This is a genomic window from Listeria fleischmannii subsp. fleischmannii LU2006-1, from assembly GCF_000344175.1.
Classification (GTDB): domain Bacteria; phylum Bacillota; class Bacilli; order Lactobacillales; family Listeriaceae; genus Listeria; species Listeria fleischmannii.
In genome coordinates this window covers 1-16762 of record NZ_ALWW01000054.1, presented here as the reverse complement: position 1 = coordinate 16762, position 16762 = coordinate 1, and the positions used below count along the sequence as shown (strand labels likewise).

20 protein-coding genes and 1 riboswitch are annotated in these 16762 nt (G+C 39.7%); of the genes, 12 read left to right on the top strand and 8 right to left on the bottom strand.

What is annotated here, in order from left to right; all coding sequences use genetic code 11:
* Positions 1–180, bottom strand: a 180-nt coding sequence (locus LFLEISCH_RS12875) for an alkylphosphonate utilization protein (RefSeq protein WP_007477294.1), incomplete at its 3' end; no start/stop codon positions are given.
* A gap of 153 nt (positions 181–333) precedes the next feature.
* Between LFLEISCH_RS12875 and LFLEISCH_RS12870 the strand changes: the two genes are divergently transcribed.
* Complete coding sequence (locus LFLEISCH_RS12870) at positions 334–1050, top strand: YebC/PmpR family DNA-binding transcriptional regulator (RefSeq protein WP_007477292.1); 717 nt, start codon at positions 334–336, stop codon at positions 1048–1050.
* 80 nt (positions 1051–1130) lie between these two features.
* Here LFLEISCH_RS12870 and LFLEISCH_RS12865 read toward each other — a convergent pair whose 3' ends face one another.
* From LFLEISCH_RS12865 to LFLEISCH_RS12855, 3 genes are all read right to left on the bottom strand, one after another.
* Positions 1131–1769, bottom strand: a complete 639-nt coding sequence (locus LFLEISCH_RS12865; RefSeq protein ID WP_007477290.1) for a Vat family streptogramin A O-acetyltransferase — start codon at positions 1767–1769, stop codon at positions 1131–1133.
* A 79-nt stretch (positions 1770–1848) separates the two neighbouring features.
* Complete coding sequence (locus LFLEISCH_RS12860) at positions 1849–2241, bottom strand: hypothetical protein (protein WP_007477288.1); 393 nt, start codon at positions 2239–2241, stop codon at positions 1849–1851.
* Positions 2242–2482: 241 nt separating this feature from the next.
* Positions 2483–3355 carry an alpha/beta hydrolase gene (locus LFLEISCH_RS12855; RefSeq protein WP_007477285.1) on the bottom strand — a complete coding sequence of 291 codons (873 nt, stop codon included), beginning with the start codon at positions 3353–3355 and terminating at the stop codon, positions 2483–2485.
* Positions 3356–3504: 149 nt separating this feature from the next.
* Between LFLEISCH_RS12855 and LFLEISCH_RS12850 the strand changes: the two genes are divergently transcribed.
* From LFLEISCH_RS12850 to LFLEISCH_RS12820, 10 genes are all read left to right on the top strand, one after another.
* On the top strand, positions 3505–3951 hold the full coding sequence (locus LFLEISCH_RS12850; protein WP_223196470.1) for a PTS fructose transporter subunit IIA: 447 nt from the start codon (positions 3505–3507) through the stop codon (positions 3949–3951).
* A gap of 16 nt (positions 3952–3967) precedes the next feature.
* Positions 3968–4213, top strand: a complete 246-nt coding sequence (locus tag LFLEISCH_RS16055; protein WP_007477281.1) for a fructose PTS transporter subunit IIB — start codon at positions 3968–3970, stop codon at positions 4211–4213.
* Entirely contained in the window at positions 4170–4589 is a 420-nt protein-coding gene (locus tag LFLEISCH_RS15645; protein WP_241432915.1) for a hypothetical protein, read from the top strand. The genes LFLEISCH_RS16055 and LFLEISCH_RS15645 overlap by 44 nt, the downstream gene beginning before the upstream one ends.
* Positions 4514–5425, top strand: a complete 912-nt coding sequence (locus LFLEISCH_RS15640) for a PTS transporter subunit EIIC (protein WP_206538456.1) — start codon at positions 4514–4516, stop codon at positions 5423–5425. Before LFLEISCH_RS15645 ends, LFLEISCH_RS15640 begins: the two co-directional genes overlap by 76 nt.
* Positions 5385–5834 (top strand): zinc-binding metallopeptidase family protein, encoded by a 450-nt coding sequence (locus tag LFLEISCH_RS16260; protein WP_206538454.1) that lies wholly within the window; start codon positions 5385–5387, stop codon positions 5832–5834. Before LFLEISCH_RS15640 ends, LFLEISCH_RS16260 begins: the two co-directional genes overlap by 41 nt.
* A gap of 1 nt (position 5835) precedes the next feature.
* Positions 5836–6444, top strand: a complete 609-nt coding sequence (locus LFLEISCH_RS15630) for a zinc-binding metallopeptidase family protein (RefSeq protein ID WP_206538455.1) — start codon at positions 5836–5838, stop codon at positions 6442–6444.
* Positions 6445–6500: 56 nt separating this feature from the next.
* Positions 6501–7655, top strand: coding sequence for a MalY/PatB family protein (locus LFLEISCH_RS12835; protein ID WP_007477275.1), 1155 nt, complete (start codon positions 6501–6503; stop codon positions 7653–7655).
* A gap of 13 nt (positions 7656–7668) precedes the next feature.
* Positions 7669–9414, top strand: coding sequence for a PTS sugar transporter subunit IIA (locus LFLEISCH_RS12830; protein ID WP_007477274.1), 1746 nt, complete (start codon positions 7669–7671; stop codon positions 9412–9414).
* Positions 9415–9499: 85 nt separating this feature from the next.
* The gene (locus LFLEISCH_RS12825; protein WP_007477272.1) at positions 9500–10921 is read left to right on the top strand and encodes an MFS transporter; all 1422 of its coding nucleotides are present in this window, start codon (positions 9500–9502) and stop codon (positions 10919–10921) included.
* A gap of 64 nt (positions 10922–10985) precedes the next feature.
* Complete coding sequence (locus tag LFLEISCH_RS12820) at positions 10986–12509, top strand: AMP-binding protein (RefSeq protein WP_007477270.1); 1524 nt, start codon at positions 10986–10988, stop codon at positions 12507–12509.
* 149 nt (positions 12510–12658) lie between these two features.
* Here LFLEISCH_RS12820 and mgtE read toward each other — a convergent pair whose 3' ends face one another.
* Both mgtE and LFLEISCH_RS12810 read right to left on the bottom strand, forming a co-directional pair.
* Entirely contained in the window at positions 12659–13945 is a 1287-nt protein-coding gene (gene mgtE / locus LFLEISCH_RS12815) for a magnesium transporter (protein WP_007477268.1), read from the bottom strand.
* Between the two features lie 89 nt (positions 13946–14034).
* Positions 14035–14206: riboswitch (M-box (ykoK) riboswitch) on the bottom strand.
* Positions 14207–14279: 73 nt separating this feature from the next.
* Complete coding sequence (locus LFLEISCH_RS12810; RefSeq protein WP_007477265.1) at positions 14280–15293, bottom strand: ABC transporter ATP-binding protein; 1014 nt, start codon at positions 15291–15293, stop codon at positions 14280–14282.
* Positions 15294–15441: 148 nt separating this feature from the next.
* Between LFLEISCH_RS12810 and LFLEISCH_RS12805 the strand changes: the two genes are divergently transcribed.
* Positions 15442–15792 carry a nuclear transport factor 2 family protein gene (locus tag LFLEISCH_RS12805; protein ID WP_040504875.1) on the top strand — a complete coding sequence of 117 codons (351 nt, stop codon included), beginning with the start codon at positions 15442–15444 and terminating at the stop codon, positions 15790–15792.
* A gap of 6 nt (positions 15793–15798) precedes the next feature.
* On the opposite strand, the gene LFLEISCH_RS12800 is transcribed toward LFLEISCH_RS12805, so the two are convergent.
* Together LFLEISCH_RS12800 and LFLEISCH_RS12795 are read right to left on the bottom strand one after the other, a co-directional pair.
* Entirely contained in the window at positions 15799–16323 is a 525-nt protein-coding gene (locus tag LFLEISCH_RS12800; RefSeq protein ID WP_007477260.1) for a DUF2975 domain-containing protein, read from the bottom strand.
* A 15-nt stretch (positions 16324–16338) separates the two neighbouring features.
* Entirely contained in the window at positions 16339–16659 is a 321-nt protein-coding gene (locus LFLEISCH_RS12795; RefSeq protein ID WP_040504874.1) for a nucleotide pyrophosphohydrolase, read from the bottom strand.
* Between the last annotated feature and the right edge of the window lie 103 nt (positions 16660–16762).

The following is a 16762-nucleotide window of genomic DNA, read 5'->3' as shown; positions in this document are numbered from 1 at the left end:
TGAAACCGTGTCACCGTCTGTTAGTACATTTCCGTTGTCATCACGTACAACGGGCTCCGCATCAGTTACAGCAGAAGCATCCGCGCTCCATTCATGTCCACATTCCGGACAAATAAAAAGGCCGCGATCCTCGTAAGTATATTCTGATTTACATTCTGGGCAATTTGGCAAATTTGACATTTTAAACACATTCCTCCATCATTCATTTCTTTCATTATAGCTCAAATACTCACAATTTCACAGTGGTTTTTTATTTTCTGCTTAACAAATGACGCCTAACCCGATATAATAAATGTAGTGTATTTAACGTAAATATGGAAAGAGAGTGTTCTTATGGGCCGTAAATGGGCAAATATTAAAGAGAAAAAAGCTTCAAAAGATACTAATAATAGTCGAATTTATGCAAAATTTGGGATTGAAATATATGTAGCAGCCAAACAAGGTGAACCTGATCCTCACGCCAATCAAAAGCTTCGTTTCGTTATCGAGCGCGCCAAAACGTATAATGTTCCTAAACACATTATCGACCGCGCCATCGAAAAAGCAAAAGGAACAGGCGACGAAACATACTCCGAACTGAGGTACGAAGGCTTTGGGCCAAACGGATCCATGGTTATCGTGGATGCACTCACCAACAACGTCAACCGTACCGCGTCTGATGTCCGTGCGGCATACAACAAAAACGGCGGAAACATGGGTGTGAGCGGTGCAGTTGCCTATATGTTTGATAACACGGCCGTTTTCGGCGTGGCAAATAAAGACTCCGAAGAACTCCTAGAACTTCTTATGGAACAAGATATTGATGTGCGTGACATTATCGATGAGGATGGTCAAGCTATCATCTACGCTGAACCAACTGAATTCCATAACGTCCAAGAAGCACTTAAAGCTTCCGGAATTGAAGAATTTACAGTGGCAGAAATCGAAATGCTCCCACAAACTGAAGTCACTCTAGAAGGCGACGATTTAGAAAAATTCGAAAAGCTAATTGACGCACTTGAAGATTTAGAAGACGTCCAAAAAGTCTATCATAATGTGGAGATAGATTAAATTTCACTATAAAAAGAACCAAAAACCAAGCAATAACGCCATTTGTAAAATGGATCCTGCCTGATTTTTGGTTCTTTTTCTCACTTTATCTTTTGCAATTTTTCAAGCGTCAAATCCGTATCGCACAATATTTCTAAATTTCGCGAAAGCTTGTCGTTTGGGAAGTCCCACCAGGCGAGTTCTTTTAAACAAAGCGTTAACTCTTTAGAAAAGCGGTCTTTTATTTTCCGTGCGGGATTCCCGCCATAAATTTCATACGCCCCCACGTTTTTAGTGACCACCGAATTCGCCGCGATAATAGCACCATCTCCAATTTCAACACCTGGCATCACCGTTACATTTTGTCCAATCCAGACATCATTTCCAACAATTGTATCGCCCTTAAAAGGTAAATCAGATAGCTGTGGCGTCACCTTTTCAAAGCCAGCGCCCATAATATTGAAAGGATAGGTTGTCGCGGAAGCCATTCTATGATTCGCGCCATTCATAATAAACGTGATGCCTTTTGCAATCGCACAAAATTTCCCGATAATCAATTTATCCCCGAGAAAATCATATAAATGCTCTACGTGCGCTTCGAAATTTTCCGGGCCGTCCGGATCATCATAATACGTATAATCGCCTACAATAATATTTGGATTTGTCACACAATTTTTAATAAAGGCAACCGAACGAATAGCTGGATTTGGATAAAGCTCATTTGGGTTTGGTCCAATCATTTTTCTCTCCTCATTTCAAAAAGCTTTTATAGAATCTATCTTACTAGACACAAACAAAACACGCTACTCTAAGCGTGTCTCATTCTTCAGATTCATATAGAATCCCGTCCTTAATCGTAGCAATTTCCTGCCCTAAATAATAGTTCTCACCGCGTTTATAAACAATTCTTGATTCTGGTGACGCTTTCGATTCCTTACTTTCAAAAAGAGGTGTCTGTAGCTTCAAGAAATTAGATTCTAGATTGTGCCTCGTTTTCTCATCTCTTGAAATTTTTGTTTTAACCACACCAATCGGCTCGCCTATAGCAGAAGAAGGCACTTCAATATCTGTTAAATCGTAGCGAATAGAATCCACTTGAACCATAGAAGGAATCAATGACTTTTGATATTTGTCATATAAAAAATAACCAACGCCAGCTAAAACAACGATTAAACCAATCATAATCCATAATTTTTTATATGTACGCTTCATTCATTAACCACCTTATAATAGATATTTGTAAGTAGTTGAACTTTTGCAAAATCCGTCATTTTTTTCATGTTTATTCTCTCCCTTAATTGTTTATGCTATAACATGTAGTTTACTTAAGCCGAGCAGACATTCGCAATTTCCATTTGTGTATATTTTAACAAGATTTTAAAAAATATCAATAGCTTACTACCTTACTATTCTGACATACTAACGTTCAACTAAGTAATGAAGCGACATCCGTTTAACTCCTTTTCAGAAAACTAAAAATCAACTCCCGGGCTTCCGCTGCTTCCGGGATTTCGAAAAGCGGATAAATATGGGGAAGCTCGCCTGCCTCGTAATAGGTCATATTTGGAAGACCCTTTTCTGCAAAAAGGTGAGTGTCTGGGTTTGTAATATCGCGCGTGCTCGACACAAGAAGTATTTCTGAGATACCCGTGTAGTCGCCAAAAAATGGGCTCACAAGACTATCGGTATAGTCTCGTCCGTTCGCGTACCATGAACGAATCTCCCTTAGCGCAGTCGTACCCACAACATTATCACGCTTTTCAACTTCATAAATAGCAGGATTATCTAAGCAAAAATTCATAAACGGAGAAATTCCAACTACTTTTTGGGGTAAAGTGAGTTTTTCCTTCTTCAAAAACTGGACAAATGACATGGCAACGGCTCCGCCAGCTGAATCACCCACGAGTGACACATGCCCACCTGCATACTTCAGATAGACTTCCTTTAAAAACGCCATGACATCATCTACATGATAATGAGGCGCTAACGGATAATTTGGTACTACTAGGCGGGCACCGGTTTCTTCGACAATTTGCGCAATAAATTCGTAGTGTAGCGATGTAATGGGCAGGACAAAACCACCACCGGCCAAATAAATAATCGTTTGTGACGTCTTTTTTGCAGGTGTTATTTCAAAAAAAGAATGTTCGCCCACTTCATATTTTGAAACTGCATATTTCTTTTCAAGTTTAGTTGGTAGCGCGACTTTCTGTTGTTTTTTAAGAATACTTTTTCGAAGTGCCTCACCTTCTGTATCCCACATTTTTCTCACATTCGCGACTTTTGTGACTGTTTCAATCGCTCTTAGCATCATGCTTTTTTTCATGTTTGGCCCTTCTTTCTACTCGCTCGGAAGTTATTATACCGATTCTTTAGAAAAATGTCACCCTCCCTGTGACAAAAACGTGCTGTTTCTAAAAGAAAATCTTTTCTATAATGAAATCAGGATCCTGATCGATAGAAATTGGAGTGATAATGATGACAATCATGGTAGAAAATGGAATTAATCTGCAATTAGAAGGAAACACGAAAGAGGAAATTTTAAGCAACATTGCTGAAGTAGCCTATCAAACGGGAAAAGTAAGCAATACAAAATTATTTTTTGAAGATTTATGTAAGCGTGAACAAGAATCCACTACAGGTTTTGGTGGAGGTATCGCTATCCCCCACGCCAAGTCAGATGCTGTAAAGGAAGTTGGCGTATTGTTTTTCAGAAGTAAGGAACAAATTGAGTGGCAAGCGATGGACGGAGAGCCTGTATTTTGTTTTATTTGTTTAATGGTGCCATCAAACGGTGGGGAAGAACATTTAAAATTGCTCTCAAAACTTAGTCGCAAAATGATTGACCCTGATTTTGTAAGCGTATTAAAAACGAGCGGGGAGACTGAAATTTTAAGTCTTATTCGGTCCGTAATTTCTTAAAAAGGAGAGGTTTAGTTTGAAAATTGTAGCCGTTACGAATTGTCCGGCTGGCATCGCCCACACGTATATGGTGGCCGAGGCGCTTGAGCGAAAAGCTGTATCGCTAGGACATACCATCAAAGTTGAAACACAAGGTGCTAGTGGGGTTGAAAACCATTTAACACCAGCGGAAATTAAAGCAGCAGACTATGTTATTTTAGCTTTAGGAAGAACCATTAGTGAAGATGACTACTTCCGTTTTTCCGGAAAAAAAAGTAGTTGAAATAAAAGTTTCTGAAGCACTTAAGCAAATTGAAACGATTTTTGACGATTTAGATGCAAAAGCAACAACATTTGGTAATGACCAAGCAGTTAAAATGGGGAAACAAGAAACCCCTTCTGGTTCTGTTATGAGTCATTTGATGGCCGGGGTTTCCGCCGCACTTCCATTTGTTATTGGTGGTGGTTTACTTGTAGCCATTGCTAACATGCTTGTTCAATTTGGAATGCCTTATACCGATATGGCAAACGGAGATCCATCCTTTACTTGGATTGTAGAATCGATTGGTTATCTAGGCTTTAAATTTATGATTCCAATTATGGGGCTTATATTGCCAGTTCCATTGGGGATAAACCCGCATTTGCACCCGCATTTTTAGTTACTTATTTAGCGAATGATAATACGATGCTCGGGACACAGTCAGGCGCCGGTTTCCTTGGTGCTGTTGTACTAGGACTTGGTGTTGGTTATTTCGTGAAATACTTCCGTAAAGTGAAGCTTGGTAAAGCACTTCAACCATTACTTGGTTCGATGATTATTCCTTTTGTTACTTTATTTGTTTTCGGTATTTTAACTTATTATGTTCTTGGGCCATTAATGGGTGGCATGATGGACGGGATGCTTCATTTCCTAAATACGATTCCTCCTTCCATGAAATTCGGCGCTGCTTTCCTTGTTGGCGCAATGCTTGCCTTTGATATGGGCGGTCCGATTAATAAAACGGCTTGGTTCTTCTGTTTTGCACTTCTCGACAAAGGAATTTATGACTGGTATGCGATTGTTGGGGTTGTAGCACTTATGCCACCAATGGCAGCAGGTATTTCAACATTTATTGCCCCGCGTCTATTTACAAAACAAGAAAAAGGGGCTGCCATCAGTTCCATTATTGTAGGGGCAACGGTTGCAACTGAACCAGCTATTCCTTATGCCCTTGCCGCACCACTACCTATGATTACAGCTAATACAATTAGTGGCGGAATCGCCGGTGTTTTAACTATTATGTTTGGTGTGGAACGTCTTGCACCTGGTATTGGAATTTTTGATCCACTAATTGGACTTATGTCCCCTTGGTACTGGTTCTATCTAGCGTTATTCATTGGACTCGCGCTAAATATTTTCTTAATTATTACCTTAAAATCGATTTGGGCGAAGCGGAAAGAGGCGAAATTAAAAGATGAAGAAAGACTTACTGAAACAACTGGTGACAGCATCTAGTGTTAGCGGTGATGAAGAAGAAGTAAGGCAAATCTTAAAAGAAGAACTAGCAGGCGTGGCGGATGAAATTGGCTACGATGGTTTAGGTAGCTTTATTGCTCGAAAAGGTTCTAACGGCCCCAAAATTGCGATTGTTTCGCATATGGATGAAGTGGGCTTTATTGTGAAACATATTTCTCAAGAAGGCTTTATCTATTTTGACACGGTTGGTTCCTTTTGGAGTCAGAGCCTTCTAAACCACCGCGTACAAATTCGCACAGAAGATGGTTCAAAGGTTTTAGGTGTGATTGGGTCGGTTGCTCCGCATGCCTTATCTGAAAGTGAGAAACAAAAACCCGCCGATATCGCTCAAATGTTTATTGATATTGGCGCGGATTCTTATGAAGCTGTATTAAAAAAAAGGGGTTAATATCGGGGATTTTATCACACCAGAAGCGAATTTTGCTGCACTTTCTGATGATAGAATTCTTGGGAAGGCGCTTGATAACCGGGCGGGGTGTGCCCTCATGGTTGAACTTTTTAAAGCGTTTGAAAATACGGATGCAACGCTTTACGGTGTTTCGACGGTCCAAGAAGAGGTGGGTCTTCGCGGAGCTCAAACGTCTGTTCAAAAAATTGAGCCAGATATCGCGATTATTTTAGATACGCTCGTTGCTGGTGATACGCCAAATATTAACCCTATTAACTTCCCGCTAAAACTAGGCGGTGGCGCTGGGATTCCGCTTTTTGATAAACGTTATTTGGCACATAAAAAACTAACACGTGCTTTTAAAACTTTGGCAGAAAAATTGGATGTTCCGTTGCAATTTTGTACGCTAAAAACGGGCGCAACAGATGGTGGGCGCTACAACGTTATGGCCTCCGGGCGCCCGGTCATTGCCTTTACATTACCAACAAGGTATTTACATGCTAATTCAAGCATGATTTCTATTTATGATTATGACGTAACAAAAGAGCTTGTCGCAACTTTTATTAACACATACAATACGTCTACTCATGAAAAAATTAGTCAATTCTAATACAAACAAGGAAGCTTAAGCCTAAGCTTCCTTGTATAATAGAAAGGGAATATAAAATGAGCTATCATTTCGACCAATTTATTGACCGCAGAAATACATTTTGTACGCAGTGGGATTATATAAAAGACCGTTTTGGAGAAGAGGATTTGCTTCCGTTTTCCATATCGGATACTGATTTCAAAGCGCCTGAACCTGTTATTAAAGCCGTTAGCGAACGAGTTTCGCACGGTATTTTTGGCTATTCAAGATGGAATCATAGCGCATTTAAATCAAGCATCACAGGTTGGTATAAAAACCGTTTTAATGCAGACTTTAATGAAGACTGGGTGCTTTATAGCCCCACTGTTTGTTATGCCATCTCCATTTTGATTGAATTAAATAGCAAGCCGAAAGATAAAGTGGTTGTCTTCTCCCCTCTTTATGATGCTTTTTTTAACATTATAAAAGAAAGAGATCGCGAACTTGTCTTAAACCCATTGCATCTTGAAAACGGACGTTATACAATTGACTTTAAATCGCTTGAAAGGGAGCTTCAAACGGCTGAAATTTTATTATTAACTAATCCGCACAACCCAACTGGGCGTGTATTTTCCAAAGAAGAGCTTTTAAAAATTATTGCGCTTTGCAAAGCTTATGATGTTTTTTTAATCTCAGACGACATTCATATGGATATTGTTTATCCGGGTTCTGCCTATACGCCTGTTCTTAGCCTGAGTACAGAGCGCGTTGTGATTTGCTCTTCCGCCAGTAAAACGATGAATACACCAGGGCTTATTGGCTCTTATTTACTCGTTCCTGATGAGGCACTTCGGGAACAATTTTTGCGGATTTTAAAAGGTCGGGATGCGCTTTCCTCCGTTAGCATACTCGGGATGCACGCGCTCATCGCTGGTTATAATGAAGGCGCGAGTTATGTCGATGAACTTCTTCTTTATTTGGAAAAAAATATGAACCTTGTTCGCGATTTCTTTTCGGCCGAGTTGCCTGATATCGCATTTTTACAGCCGGAAGCGACTTATCTAGCTTGGCTGGACGCACGAGGCTTGAATTTAACGGATGACGCCATCCAAAACGCGCTTGTCACAAAAGGTAAAGTCGCCGTTATGTCAGGTGCCACATACGGAGCCCCCGGCTTCCTTCGCCTAAACGTCGCTTGCCCAGAAAGCAAACTACTAGATGGCCTTACCCGCATGAAAAAAGCTTTACATTAGGAGGTGAACAACATTGAACGAGCGGCAAATGAACTTGATCCAACTTCTTCTTCATCAAAATCAAACTGGTCCAGAACTTGCAAAAAAACTAACTGCTTCTAAAAGAACCATTTTGCGTGATATTCATGCGCTTAATGATGAACTCATTTTAATTGCGCAAATCACGGCCGTTCAAGATGGCTATTCGCTCTCTATTTCCAATGAAGAACGCTTTAATCAAATTTTCAAAACAACCGCAACAGATGCGGAACTTATTTTATTTGAGTTAGCCACACGTGATTTTGTCACACTCGATGACCTATCTGATATTTTATTCCTATCTAAACCAATGCTAACTGAAAAAATCACTTTATTAAAACAAAATTACACCAAACGCCTCAAAATCATCTCTAAAAAAAATTACGGCCATTTTTTAGATGAGCCGAAATCGCGGAAAGTCATACTTCTCGCCAATTTAATTTTACAAAAACCCGCTTTCTTTTTAGCAAAATTGGGTTTAGCTCCTACCCTTTTGGAACAGTTAACGGAAAATATTCGTAGCGCGCGTGATGCCTTTTCTTATGAGCATGCCCATTCGGCACAAATCGCAAGTTTATGCGTTTCAATCTATGCCCTTCAGTACGATATTCGTTTGACAGATACGAAAATTAATGATTGTTTGCGGCAATCGGATATGTCTTTTTCTGATGATATCGGCAGTATGATACGCACTTTTCTTGCGGAACAAAATCAAATTATTGACTCGATTACAACAGGTAAAATTTTAGATTTGTTGCAAATGACGTATGATGAACATCAGGCGCCTGTTTATGATATGGAACTTGCTGTAAGCCTTGCGAATCATCTGAAGCGAAGCATTGCCTACCCTATTATTTTAGCTGATAAAAAGCTCCATAATATCGCGAATATTAAAGCGCTCTATCCTCTAGCCTTTGACTTAAGCATTCATTTTATTGGCCTTGTTAACCAAACATTTGACGTTTTAATCTATGATATTGATTTAGTCGGCCTTTATTTTTCGTGCGCGATGGACCGCGTGAAAACCGCCCCAATCGAACTTGTCCTGTTTTCAAACCAATACGCCGTTGCAAGCATTAACAAGCAAACGATTGAACGCGCCATCCCAGAAGTAAATGTCACACTGGCAATGAATGCCGCAGAATTACAAAATTCACTGCAAAATCAAGCCGTGAAACTTATTTTAAATAACCATGATGGCCCGCTACCCATTGTATCCATCACAAGCTACACAATCAGACAAATTATGACCGAAATGGATTTACGCTTTATCCGTGATTTACTTGAAAAAATCGATATTGAGCGTCATCTCGAAGACTATTTCCCACAAACGCTCACAGCACAGTTCAAAAACGAAGAGCACGCCACATGGCACGCCGTTATTCAAGACCTAACCACTTCTTTTGTTGAAAAAGGGATTATTTCAGCAAGTGAACAAGAAAAAATCGTGAGTCGGGAATCAGAAGGAAATAATTTAGTCATCAACCATTTAGCCGTCCCGCACTGCACCACCAATCGCGGAACGCCATTTATAGGCATCTTCGTCCATCTCGAACATCCTGTCCAAATTGAAGGCGAAACCGTACAAAATGTTCTTTTATCCTGTATCAATCCCAATGTGCGCAATGAATTGAAAATTTTTAGCTATCTGTATTACACCTTAAACAAAATCGATAGTAGCGTCATTTTAAGTTGGCAAACACACGCCGAATTTATGGCTAGTTTAAAACAAAAAGATTGAAAAAAAAAGCGTCCGTTGTCCTCGCTTGACCATACACCCTGTAAAGGTCTACTATTAGAAGGATAAAACAAAAAGGAGCGAAAAAATGGACGCTACGAAAAAACAAACTAAAAACTGGGCGCTTGTAGCTGTTATGCTAGGCGCTTTTATTTCACTTTTAGATACAACGATTGTCAATGTGGCTTTGCCGGATATGATTAAATCACTTCACGCCTCAAGCGAATCCATTGAATGGGTGATTTCAGGCTATGCCCTCGCATTTGGCGTTATTTTAATTTTAGCAGGACGTCTTGGCGATAAATTTGGACGAAAAAACATGTATATGATTGGTATTACGCTCTTCCTCATTATGAGTATCACTGCCGGATTTGCAGATTCCGAAGCTTCCCTTATAACCTCACGCGTCATCCAAGGCCTCGCTGCTGGACTCTTCTTCCCTCAAATTAATGCCATTATCATGGATATTTTTAAAGGGGAAAAACTCGGTCAGGCATTTGGCATTTTAGGCGCTGTTATTGGAATTGCAACGGCTATTGGCCCACTATCAGGCGGTTTATTAATTCAAGCATTTGGCGCTGAAAATGGCTGGCGCTACGTCTTTTTCGTCAATATCCCCTTTGTTATTCTCACACTCATTTTAGCTTTCTTTTTTCTACCTAAACGTTCCGTTAAACAAGAAAAAGTCGGCTTTGACTTCCTAGGTGTTCTTTTACTTACAACTGCTTTGCTTTTACTTCTCTATCCGCTCATTTCAAGTGGGGCAAACAATTTTAAACTTTATGATTTTATTCTCATGCTTTGTTCTATTCCATTTTTCTTTCTGCTCTATAAGTGGAGCGTACGTGAAGTTAATCAAGGGAAAAATCCGCTTATTTCTCCCCATTTGTTAAAAAATAAAGAATTTGTTTCAGGCATGATACTCTCGCTCGTTTATTTCGCGGCCTTTACAAGCATCTTCTTTGTTTTCTCACTCACTTGGCAAACTGGATTTGATCGTTCTGCTATTATTTCCGGCCTTGCAGTCAGCCCATTTGCACTTGGAAGCATGATTGCGGCTGCGAACAGTAACCGTTTCGCCTCCAAAATGGGACGAAAATTACTTGTTGTTGGTCTTCTCCTTGTCGCATCTGGCCTTGCGCTTACTTCGCTTATTTTTAGCGGACAATCAGGCGCGTTTTCACCTTGGCTAACCGCAATCCCGTTGTTAATCGCTGGTATTGGAAGTGGGCTCATTATTTCACCACTTAATAGCTTTACTTTAAGCACAGTAACAGGAGCGGAACGCGGCGGAGCGAGTGGCATGTTTAATACAGCGCAGCGTGTTGGGTCATCATTTGGGATCGCCATTGTTGGCCCCGTGTTTTTTCGCGTACTCGGAAATAGCACAGCGCACAGCAAGGCACTAGCTTTCTCCCATAGTTTGCAAGTTAGTATGTATGTAAATATTTTCTTACTGCTCCTATGCCTTATTTTAGTTTTTCGCCTGCCGAAAAAAACGCACTCCTAGTTGTAGAACGTGGCGTTTTGAGCATGTTATAATAAATCCATCTTATCCTAAAGGAGAATTTACTATGAACAACCCTTATGTTCCACTCAATTTATTTACCAATTTTAAAGAGTCCGCGGAGCGCTTCCCAGATACCCCCATTTTCTTTGACGAGATTCTGGCCGGATTCCCGGAGCTTGGCCTTGAGACAACCTATGCCGACTGCTTAGAGGTAATCGTGAAAAGAGCTACTCAGTTAAAAAAGGCGGGCGTTAAAAAAGCAGACAAAATCATTATGTATAAATCCGCAAAATTTGATACCTACTTGCTTGCCGTATCTGCCAGCTATCTTGGCGCAGTCCCTGCAATGATTTCGCCGCACTTGCCAGTCGAAACGATGGAAATCTTAGCCGACCGTTTAGATTTGCCATTTTTACTTTTCGATAACGAAACGGCTAACAAAGCAAAAGCCATCCGCAACTTAACAAACGATAAATTAATTAGCGCAGAAGAAGTCGTGAAAGTTCCAGTAGACGATTTCGAAAAGCAAGAAGAACTACCAAAAGACATGATTTCCTACATGACACACACATCTGGCACCACCGGAATTCCAAAATTAATTGCTCACAGCGCGAACAGTATGGGGTGGCGTGTTAAATGGCAACGCAATATTTTAAGCCTTATTCGCGAAAAAGAACTCGCCGCTTTCCATATTTCACCCGTCCATTCCCGTTTTAACATCGGCATCTCTTCCATGATGTCAAAAGGGTTTCCGCTACTTCCTATCGCAAATCCTAAAAAAGAAAATATCGAACAGCTCTTTCACAAATTTCAGCCTAAAATTGTGGAAACACATCCCAATAATTTCGTTCAATGGGTAGCACTTGCACGCACAAAACCCGAAATTTTTAAATCCGTTAAATATTACCACTCCACTTTTGACGCCATTAACAAAGAAACGATGGCCACCTTTTTAAACACTTCTTCTGAGAAACGGCCAGTTTTCATGCAAGTGTACGGTCAAAGTGAGTGCGGGCCAATGATTTTGCGTTTTCATACCAAAAAAAGTCTTCAAAACCTTGACGCACGTAACATGGGTTACGGAATGAAGGGCTTAACTGAAGTTCGAATCGTAAATGACAAAGGCGAGCCCGTTCCAAACGGCACACCAGGTAACATCCATATGCTTTCAAAAGGAAGAGCACTTACTTACTTTAAAGAAGATGCTCGCTTCAATGAAAATACATACGATTTATGGTGGGACAGCGGCGATTATGGCGTTAAAAATGAAAAGGGCGCTTTGTTCCTCTTAGACCGCCAAGTCGATCTCGTCCAAAATATTACAAGCACGCTTGCGATTGAAGATAAGTTGCTGGATTCCCTTGATTTCTTAGATGAAGTGGTCATTATTCGTGACAAGAACGGGCAACCGCAACCGATTATTTCTGTTTGCGAAGGCTGTGAAATGAACTGGGATGCCTGGTTTCACGAGATAACTGATCTCCCGCATTTAAACGAGCCTATTATTATGAACTATGACGACATCCCACGAACCGCGACTATGAAAGTTCAACGACTCCGTATGGAAGAAGAACTAAAAGCGAAATAAACGACCTATTGCATAAGAGCCGCAAGCATCCGAAACGCAAACCAACTCGTGCCAATAGCAAGTGTTGACTTTCTAGGTAGAACCGAGGCACGAGTAATGAAAATTACCATTTTGAGAGCAAACTAAGCTTGGCCCGCGGGCCAAGCTTTTTATGCTATATCTAACAAAAGTTTCGCCACTGTAAAATAAATAATGAGACCCGTCCCATCAACAAACGTTGTAATGAAAGGTCCGGAAACAACAGCGGGATCTAGGCGCAATTTTTTTAAAATAAGAGGAAGTAGTGCGGCAATAATGGATGACCAAATAACAATACAAAAAGCAGCAATGGCAACAACTGCGGCAATATTTATACCCACGCCTAAAATCACAGAACGTCCGAGGGCAAATAAAGCGAGCGAGATTCCAAGCAAGAAGCCAACCGTCACTTCTTTTTTCAACACCTTAAGCGCATCACGAAGACGAACTTCGCCGAGTGCAATGGCACGAATTAATGTGGTTGTAACCTGCGTGCCGGTATTTCCACCGGTTCCAATCAAAAGCGGAATAAAGAATGTGAGCGCGATAACCTGCGTTAACGTCTCCTCATAGTGGGCAAGCACCGTTCCCGTATAAGCCTCCGCAACAAATAAAAGCAGCAACCAAAAAATTCTTTTACGGTAAATGAGCCAGACTGATGTTTTCAAATAAGGCTTATCAAGCGGCGAAGCACCTCCCATACGCTGAACATCTTCAGATTGCTCCTCCTCCATCACATCCATCACATCATCAAATGTAATAATTCCTAGAAAACTTTGCCCGTCGACAACTGGCAGCGCAGACAAATTATAATCTTTTAGTTTTAAAACCACCTCCGCCCGGTCCGCTTCAGGCGTAATCGTAACCATATTTGTCAGCATAATCTCAGAAAGCGCCTCTGAATCCTCCGCAACAAGCAGTTCTTGAATAGAAAGAACGCCAATCAAATCCCCATTTTCTGCCAAAACATACAAATACGAGAGCGTGTCAAACTTCTTATCCGTTTGCCGTATCGCACAAATGACTTCTAAAACCTTTTCTTCTTTTGAAAAAGTCAAAACATGATTCGTAATCAGGCGTCCCGCAGTTTTTTTATTGAACAAAAGAAACCGCCTAATATCCCTTGCCGCATTTTCATCAATCCGTGTAAAAAGCTTTTCTTGTTTAGTAGGACTGAGGTGTGTTAGCAAATCCAAGCTATCATCTAGCGCATAATGAGCCAAAATTTGTTTAGCAAAAAATAAATCTAGTGTCATCAAAACTTCAAACTGCGTCTCATTTTCAAGATAAGTTAAAATTTCTGCCGCTTCACTCGCCGTTAGGGTTTTAATAAACGCCAATTGTTCCTTTCGCGCACTTTGCTCTAATTTTTTCGCCGTGTCAAAAAGTGGTAATTTTACTTTGTTCTGATTAATCATTTTTTCCTCCTCGCGGGAGGTCTCCATAAACAAAAAAACTTGCCCAAATAAAAATAGGCAAGGAAAAATATTGATGCATACTAAAAAATAAGCGTGTCCCTCGCAAAAGTTTTAGCACTACACAACGTAAAGGGAAATATTCCCTTAGCCACGTTAAGAAAAGCCTTAATCCGACAATTCCTGTTCAACCCATTGGCGTCTTTGGACGTTTTTGGGCAGTGGCCTATGTTTGTATAGGAGCCTCACCTTACAGATTTATTCACACATGATATTATCTTACTTTATCACAATTTGTCAACTTCTTTTTTATTTTTTATAAAAAAAAACCTCGAAATTATTCGAGGTTTTGAAGTGGCGTTGGTAGAATGGCTGATGCCTCATGGACGATTTGTTCTTGGGGCGTTTCGTCTGCAAATAAACCAATAAATGAGGTTCCACTTGCGACTAAATAGCCAAAGAAAATTGTCAGTGCCGCAATCAGGCAAGCAATAAAAACATTCATTTTTGATATTGTTTTTTGTGTTGGTTTTTTTCGTTCTAAAGAAAGCCCTGTGCCGAGTTTTTGTTCCTCTCTGTGGCCTTCAATATACGTTTTCTTTTCTTCTTTTGAAATACTGTTGTACCATTTCACAAATTCAATATACGCTTCCGCAACGGTTTCTTTGTCGCCATCTTGACGAATTTGACCATAATGCATCCACACAATTCGGTCACATAAATTTTTCACTTGTGTAATAGAATGGCTGACGAAAATAATCGTTTTACCACGCGCTTTAAATTCATTGATTTTATCCACACATTTTTGGTAAAAGGTCTCATCACCTACTGAAAGAGCCTCATCAATTACCAAAATATCTGGATCCAGATGGACTGAAATAGCAAAACCCAGTCGTGATTTCATACCACTGGAATAGTTTTTAATAGGTTGGTTGATAAAATCGCCAATATCCGCAAACTCAATAATAGACGGAATTTGCGCTTCAATTTCTTTATTCGTAAGTCCATGCATTAAAAGTTTTAGGCGAATATTTTCCACCCCAGTAAGCGGTCCTTTAAGACCAACTTGAATGGCAATTAAAGACGCCTCACCATTAATTTCTACTTCCCCCGAGGTTGGGACAATAACGCCTGAAATAATACTTGAAATAGTAGATTTACCCGAACCGTTAATTCCGATAAGTCCCACTGTTTCGCCGTCGCGAATTTCAATATTAACGTCGCGGAGTGCCCAAAAACTATCGGTCTTTTTATTTAAAAGCGCCGCAGTAATTTTTTCTGTTTTATTTTTAAGTAAATCGTATTGTTTTGTGACATGTTTCAGTCTGATTTTAACAGGTTTATCTGTCATTTTTATTTCACCATCCGGTAATTTACTTTTTATAAACTGACATTCCTATTTTACCTAAAGTAATCGTGAAAGTCTAGGCTGATTCATGACAATTTAAATAGAAAGCGCTACAATAAGCATCATAATGCAGGATTAGAAAGGAGCGATAATGGTGACTTCTAGAAACAATTATTTTTATCAGCTCGAAAAAACACATTTAAACGCAGAAAATCGCACGACTATGGATGAAATTTTAAATCTCCTTGATGACGATTTTATGGAGTTTGGCAAATCTGGAAAAAAGACCTATAAGTCGGATTATCTAAATATAACACTGCCAGCGGATCAATATGAAATTTTCGATTTTAAGTCCCATTCTTTAGATGCGAATAGTCACTTAACAACCTATACACTCGTTAATCATACAACAAATGAAAAAACTTTACGGAGCAGTGTCTGGAAAAACAGAAAAGGGAGTTGGAAACTTTATTTTCATCAAGGAACTCTGATTAAATCATGATTTTGCTCATTTGCTCTCTTCCAATTTTCTTCCGTACACAAAAACCTCAGCTAGGATAAAAAGGAAGATGGCGATGGCAAATGTAATCCCAATGGAAAAAGAAAAATAATAACCCGGTATTAAAATCGTATGTAGGGCGGAATAAAGAAGTTGTGGTACGAAAGCATACGCAAGCGTTAAGTAAGCCATTTTTTTAATGCGCTTAGCATTTTGCTCGCTAAAGGGAGTTTTTCCTTTTGCAAAATCTTTAAAAGCTTCACTAGCTAGCCAAAGGACCCAAACTAAAAGAATTACGCCCGTTAAGGCTACAAAAAAACCAACTCCATTTGCTACATTTGTATTCACTTTATCAGCCGAGAGTGAATACTCCGTTGACATAACTAGTGGGCTACTTTCATAGGGTATTAAATTGAAACTAACTTCCCCACCTCGTAAAATCATAATTCCACTAATCACTAATACTACACCGTAAAGAACGGCTAATACTTTCAAAAAAACAGCTAAAAAATAACTCCATTTGCTTAATTTCATGGTTGCTTCTCTCCTTCAGTTATATTCTGTATATTTTTGTTTTGAGCCTTTACTTTTCTCCAAAGGGTATTTGCGTTTATTTTTCTCCAGTTTATTCAAAATGAGTGTGTCAATATCCAAATTCAAGTCGGAAGCCAACATATAGCTGTAAATTAAGACATCCGCTATTTCATCCTGAATATTATCAAAATTTTCTTGAATAGCTTCTTCACTCGTTTTCCACTGGAAGTTCTCGAGTAATTCTGCTGCTTCAATAGAGACTGATAAAGCTAAATCTTTTAGTTTATGAAACTTTCGCCAGTCCCGCTCTTCCCGAAAATGATTAATTTCTTTCATTGTATCTCTCAYCACTTTTCCCCCCTCCCAATATGTATTATACGAGGACTTATTAAACGAGGGGGAATTAAACTTTTTAAAAAAAAAAGTTGTTAAAAATTAG

What these genes read in the sequence shown, in the direction of transcription:
- mgtE (WP_007477268.1), bottom strand. Translation starts at nt 13,945, where the DNA reads ATGATTAATCAGAACAAAGTAAAATTACCACTTTTTGACACGGCGAAA.
- LFLEISCH_RS12800 (WP_007477260.1), bottom strand. Translation starts at nt 16,323, where the DNA reads ATGAAATTAAGCAAATGGAGTTATTTTTTAGCTGTTTTTTTGAAAGTA.
- LFLEISCH_RS12850 (WP_223196470.1), top strand. Translation starts at nt 3,505, where the DNA reads ATGATGACAATCATGGTAGAAAATGGAATTAATCTGCAATTAGAAGGA.
- LFLEISCH_RS16260 (WP_206538454.1), top strand. Translation starts at nt 5,385, where the DNA reads ATGAAGAAAGACTTACTGAAACAACTGGTGACAGCATCTAGTGTTAGC.
- LFLEISCH_RS12855 (WP_007477285.1), bottom strand. Translation starts at nt 3,355, where the DNA reads ATGAAAAAAAGCATGATGCTAAGAGCGATTGAAACAGTCACAAAAGTC.
- LFLEISCH_RS12820 (WP_007477270.1), top strand. Translation starts at nt 10,986, where the DNA reads ATGAACAACCCTTATGTTCCACTCAATTTATTTACCAATTTTAAAGAG.
- LFLEISCH_RS12825 (WP_007477272.1), top strand. Translation starts at nt 9,500, where the DNA reads ATGGACGCTACGAAAAAACAAACTAAAAACTGGGCGCTTGTAGCTGTT.
- LFLEISCH_RS12870 (WP_007477292.1), top strand. Translation starts at nt 334, where the DNA reads ATGGGCCGTAAATGGGCAAATATTAAAGAGAAAAAAGCTTCAAAAGAT.
- LFLEISCH_RS12860 (WP_007477288.1), bottom strand. Translation starts at nt 2,241, where the DNA reads ATGAAGCGTACATATAAAAAATTATGGATTATGATTGGTTTAATCGTT.
- LFLEISCH_RS12795 (WP_040504874.1), bottom strand. Translation starts at nt 16,659, where the DNA reads ATGAAAGAAATTAATCATTTTCGGGAAGAGCGGGACTGGCGAAAGTTT.
- LFLEISCH_RS12835 (WP_007477275.1), top strand. Translation starts at nt 6,501, where the DNA reads ATGAGCTATCATTTCGACCAATTTATTGACCGCAGAAATACATTTTGT.
- LFLEISCH_RS12865 (WP_007477290.1), bottom strand. Translation starts at nt 1,769, where the DNA reads ATGATTGGACCAAACCCAAATGAGCTTTATCCAAATCCAGCTATTCGT.
- LFLEISCH_RS12805 (WP_040504875.1), top strand. Translation starts at nt 15,442, where the DNA reads ATGGTGACTTCTAGAAACAATTATTTTTATCAGCTCGAAAAAACACAT.
- LFLEISCH_RS12810 (WP_007477265.1), bottom strand. Translation starts at nt 15,293, where the DNA reads ATGACAGATAAACCTGTTAAAATCAGACTGAAACATGTCACAAAACAA.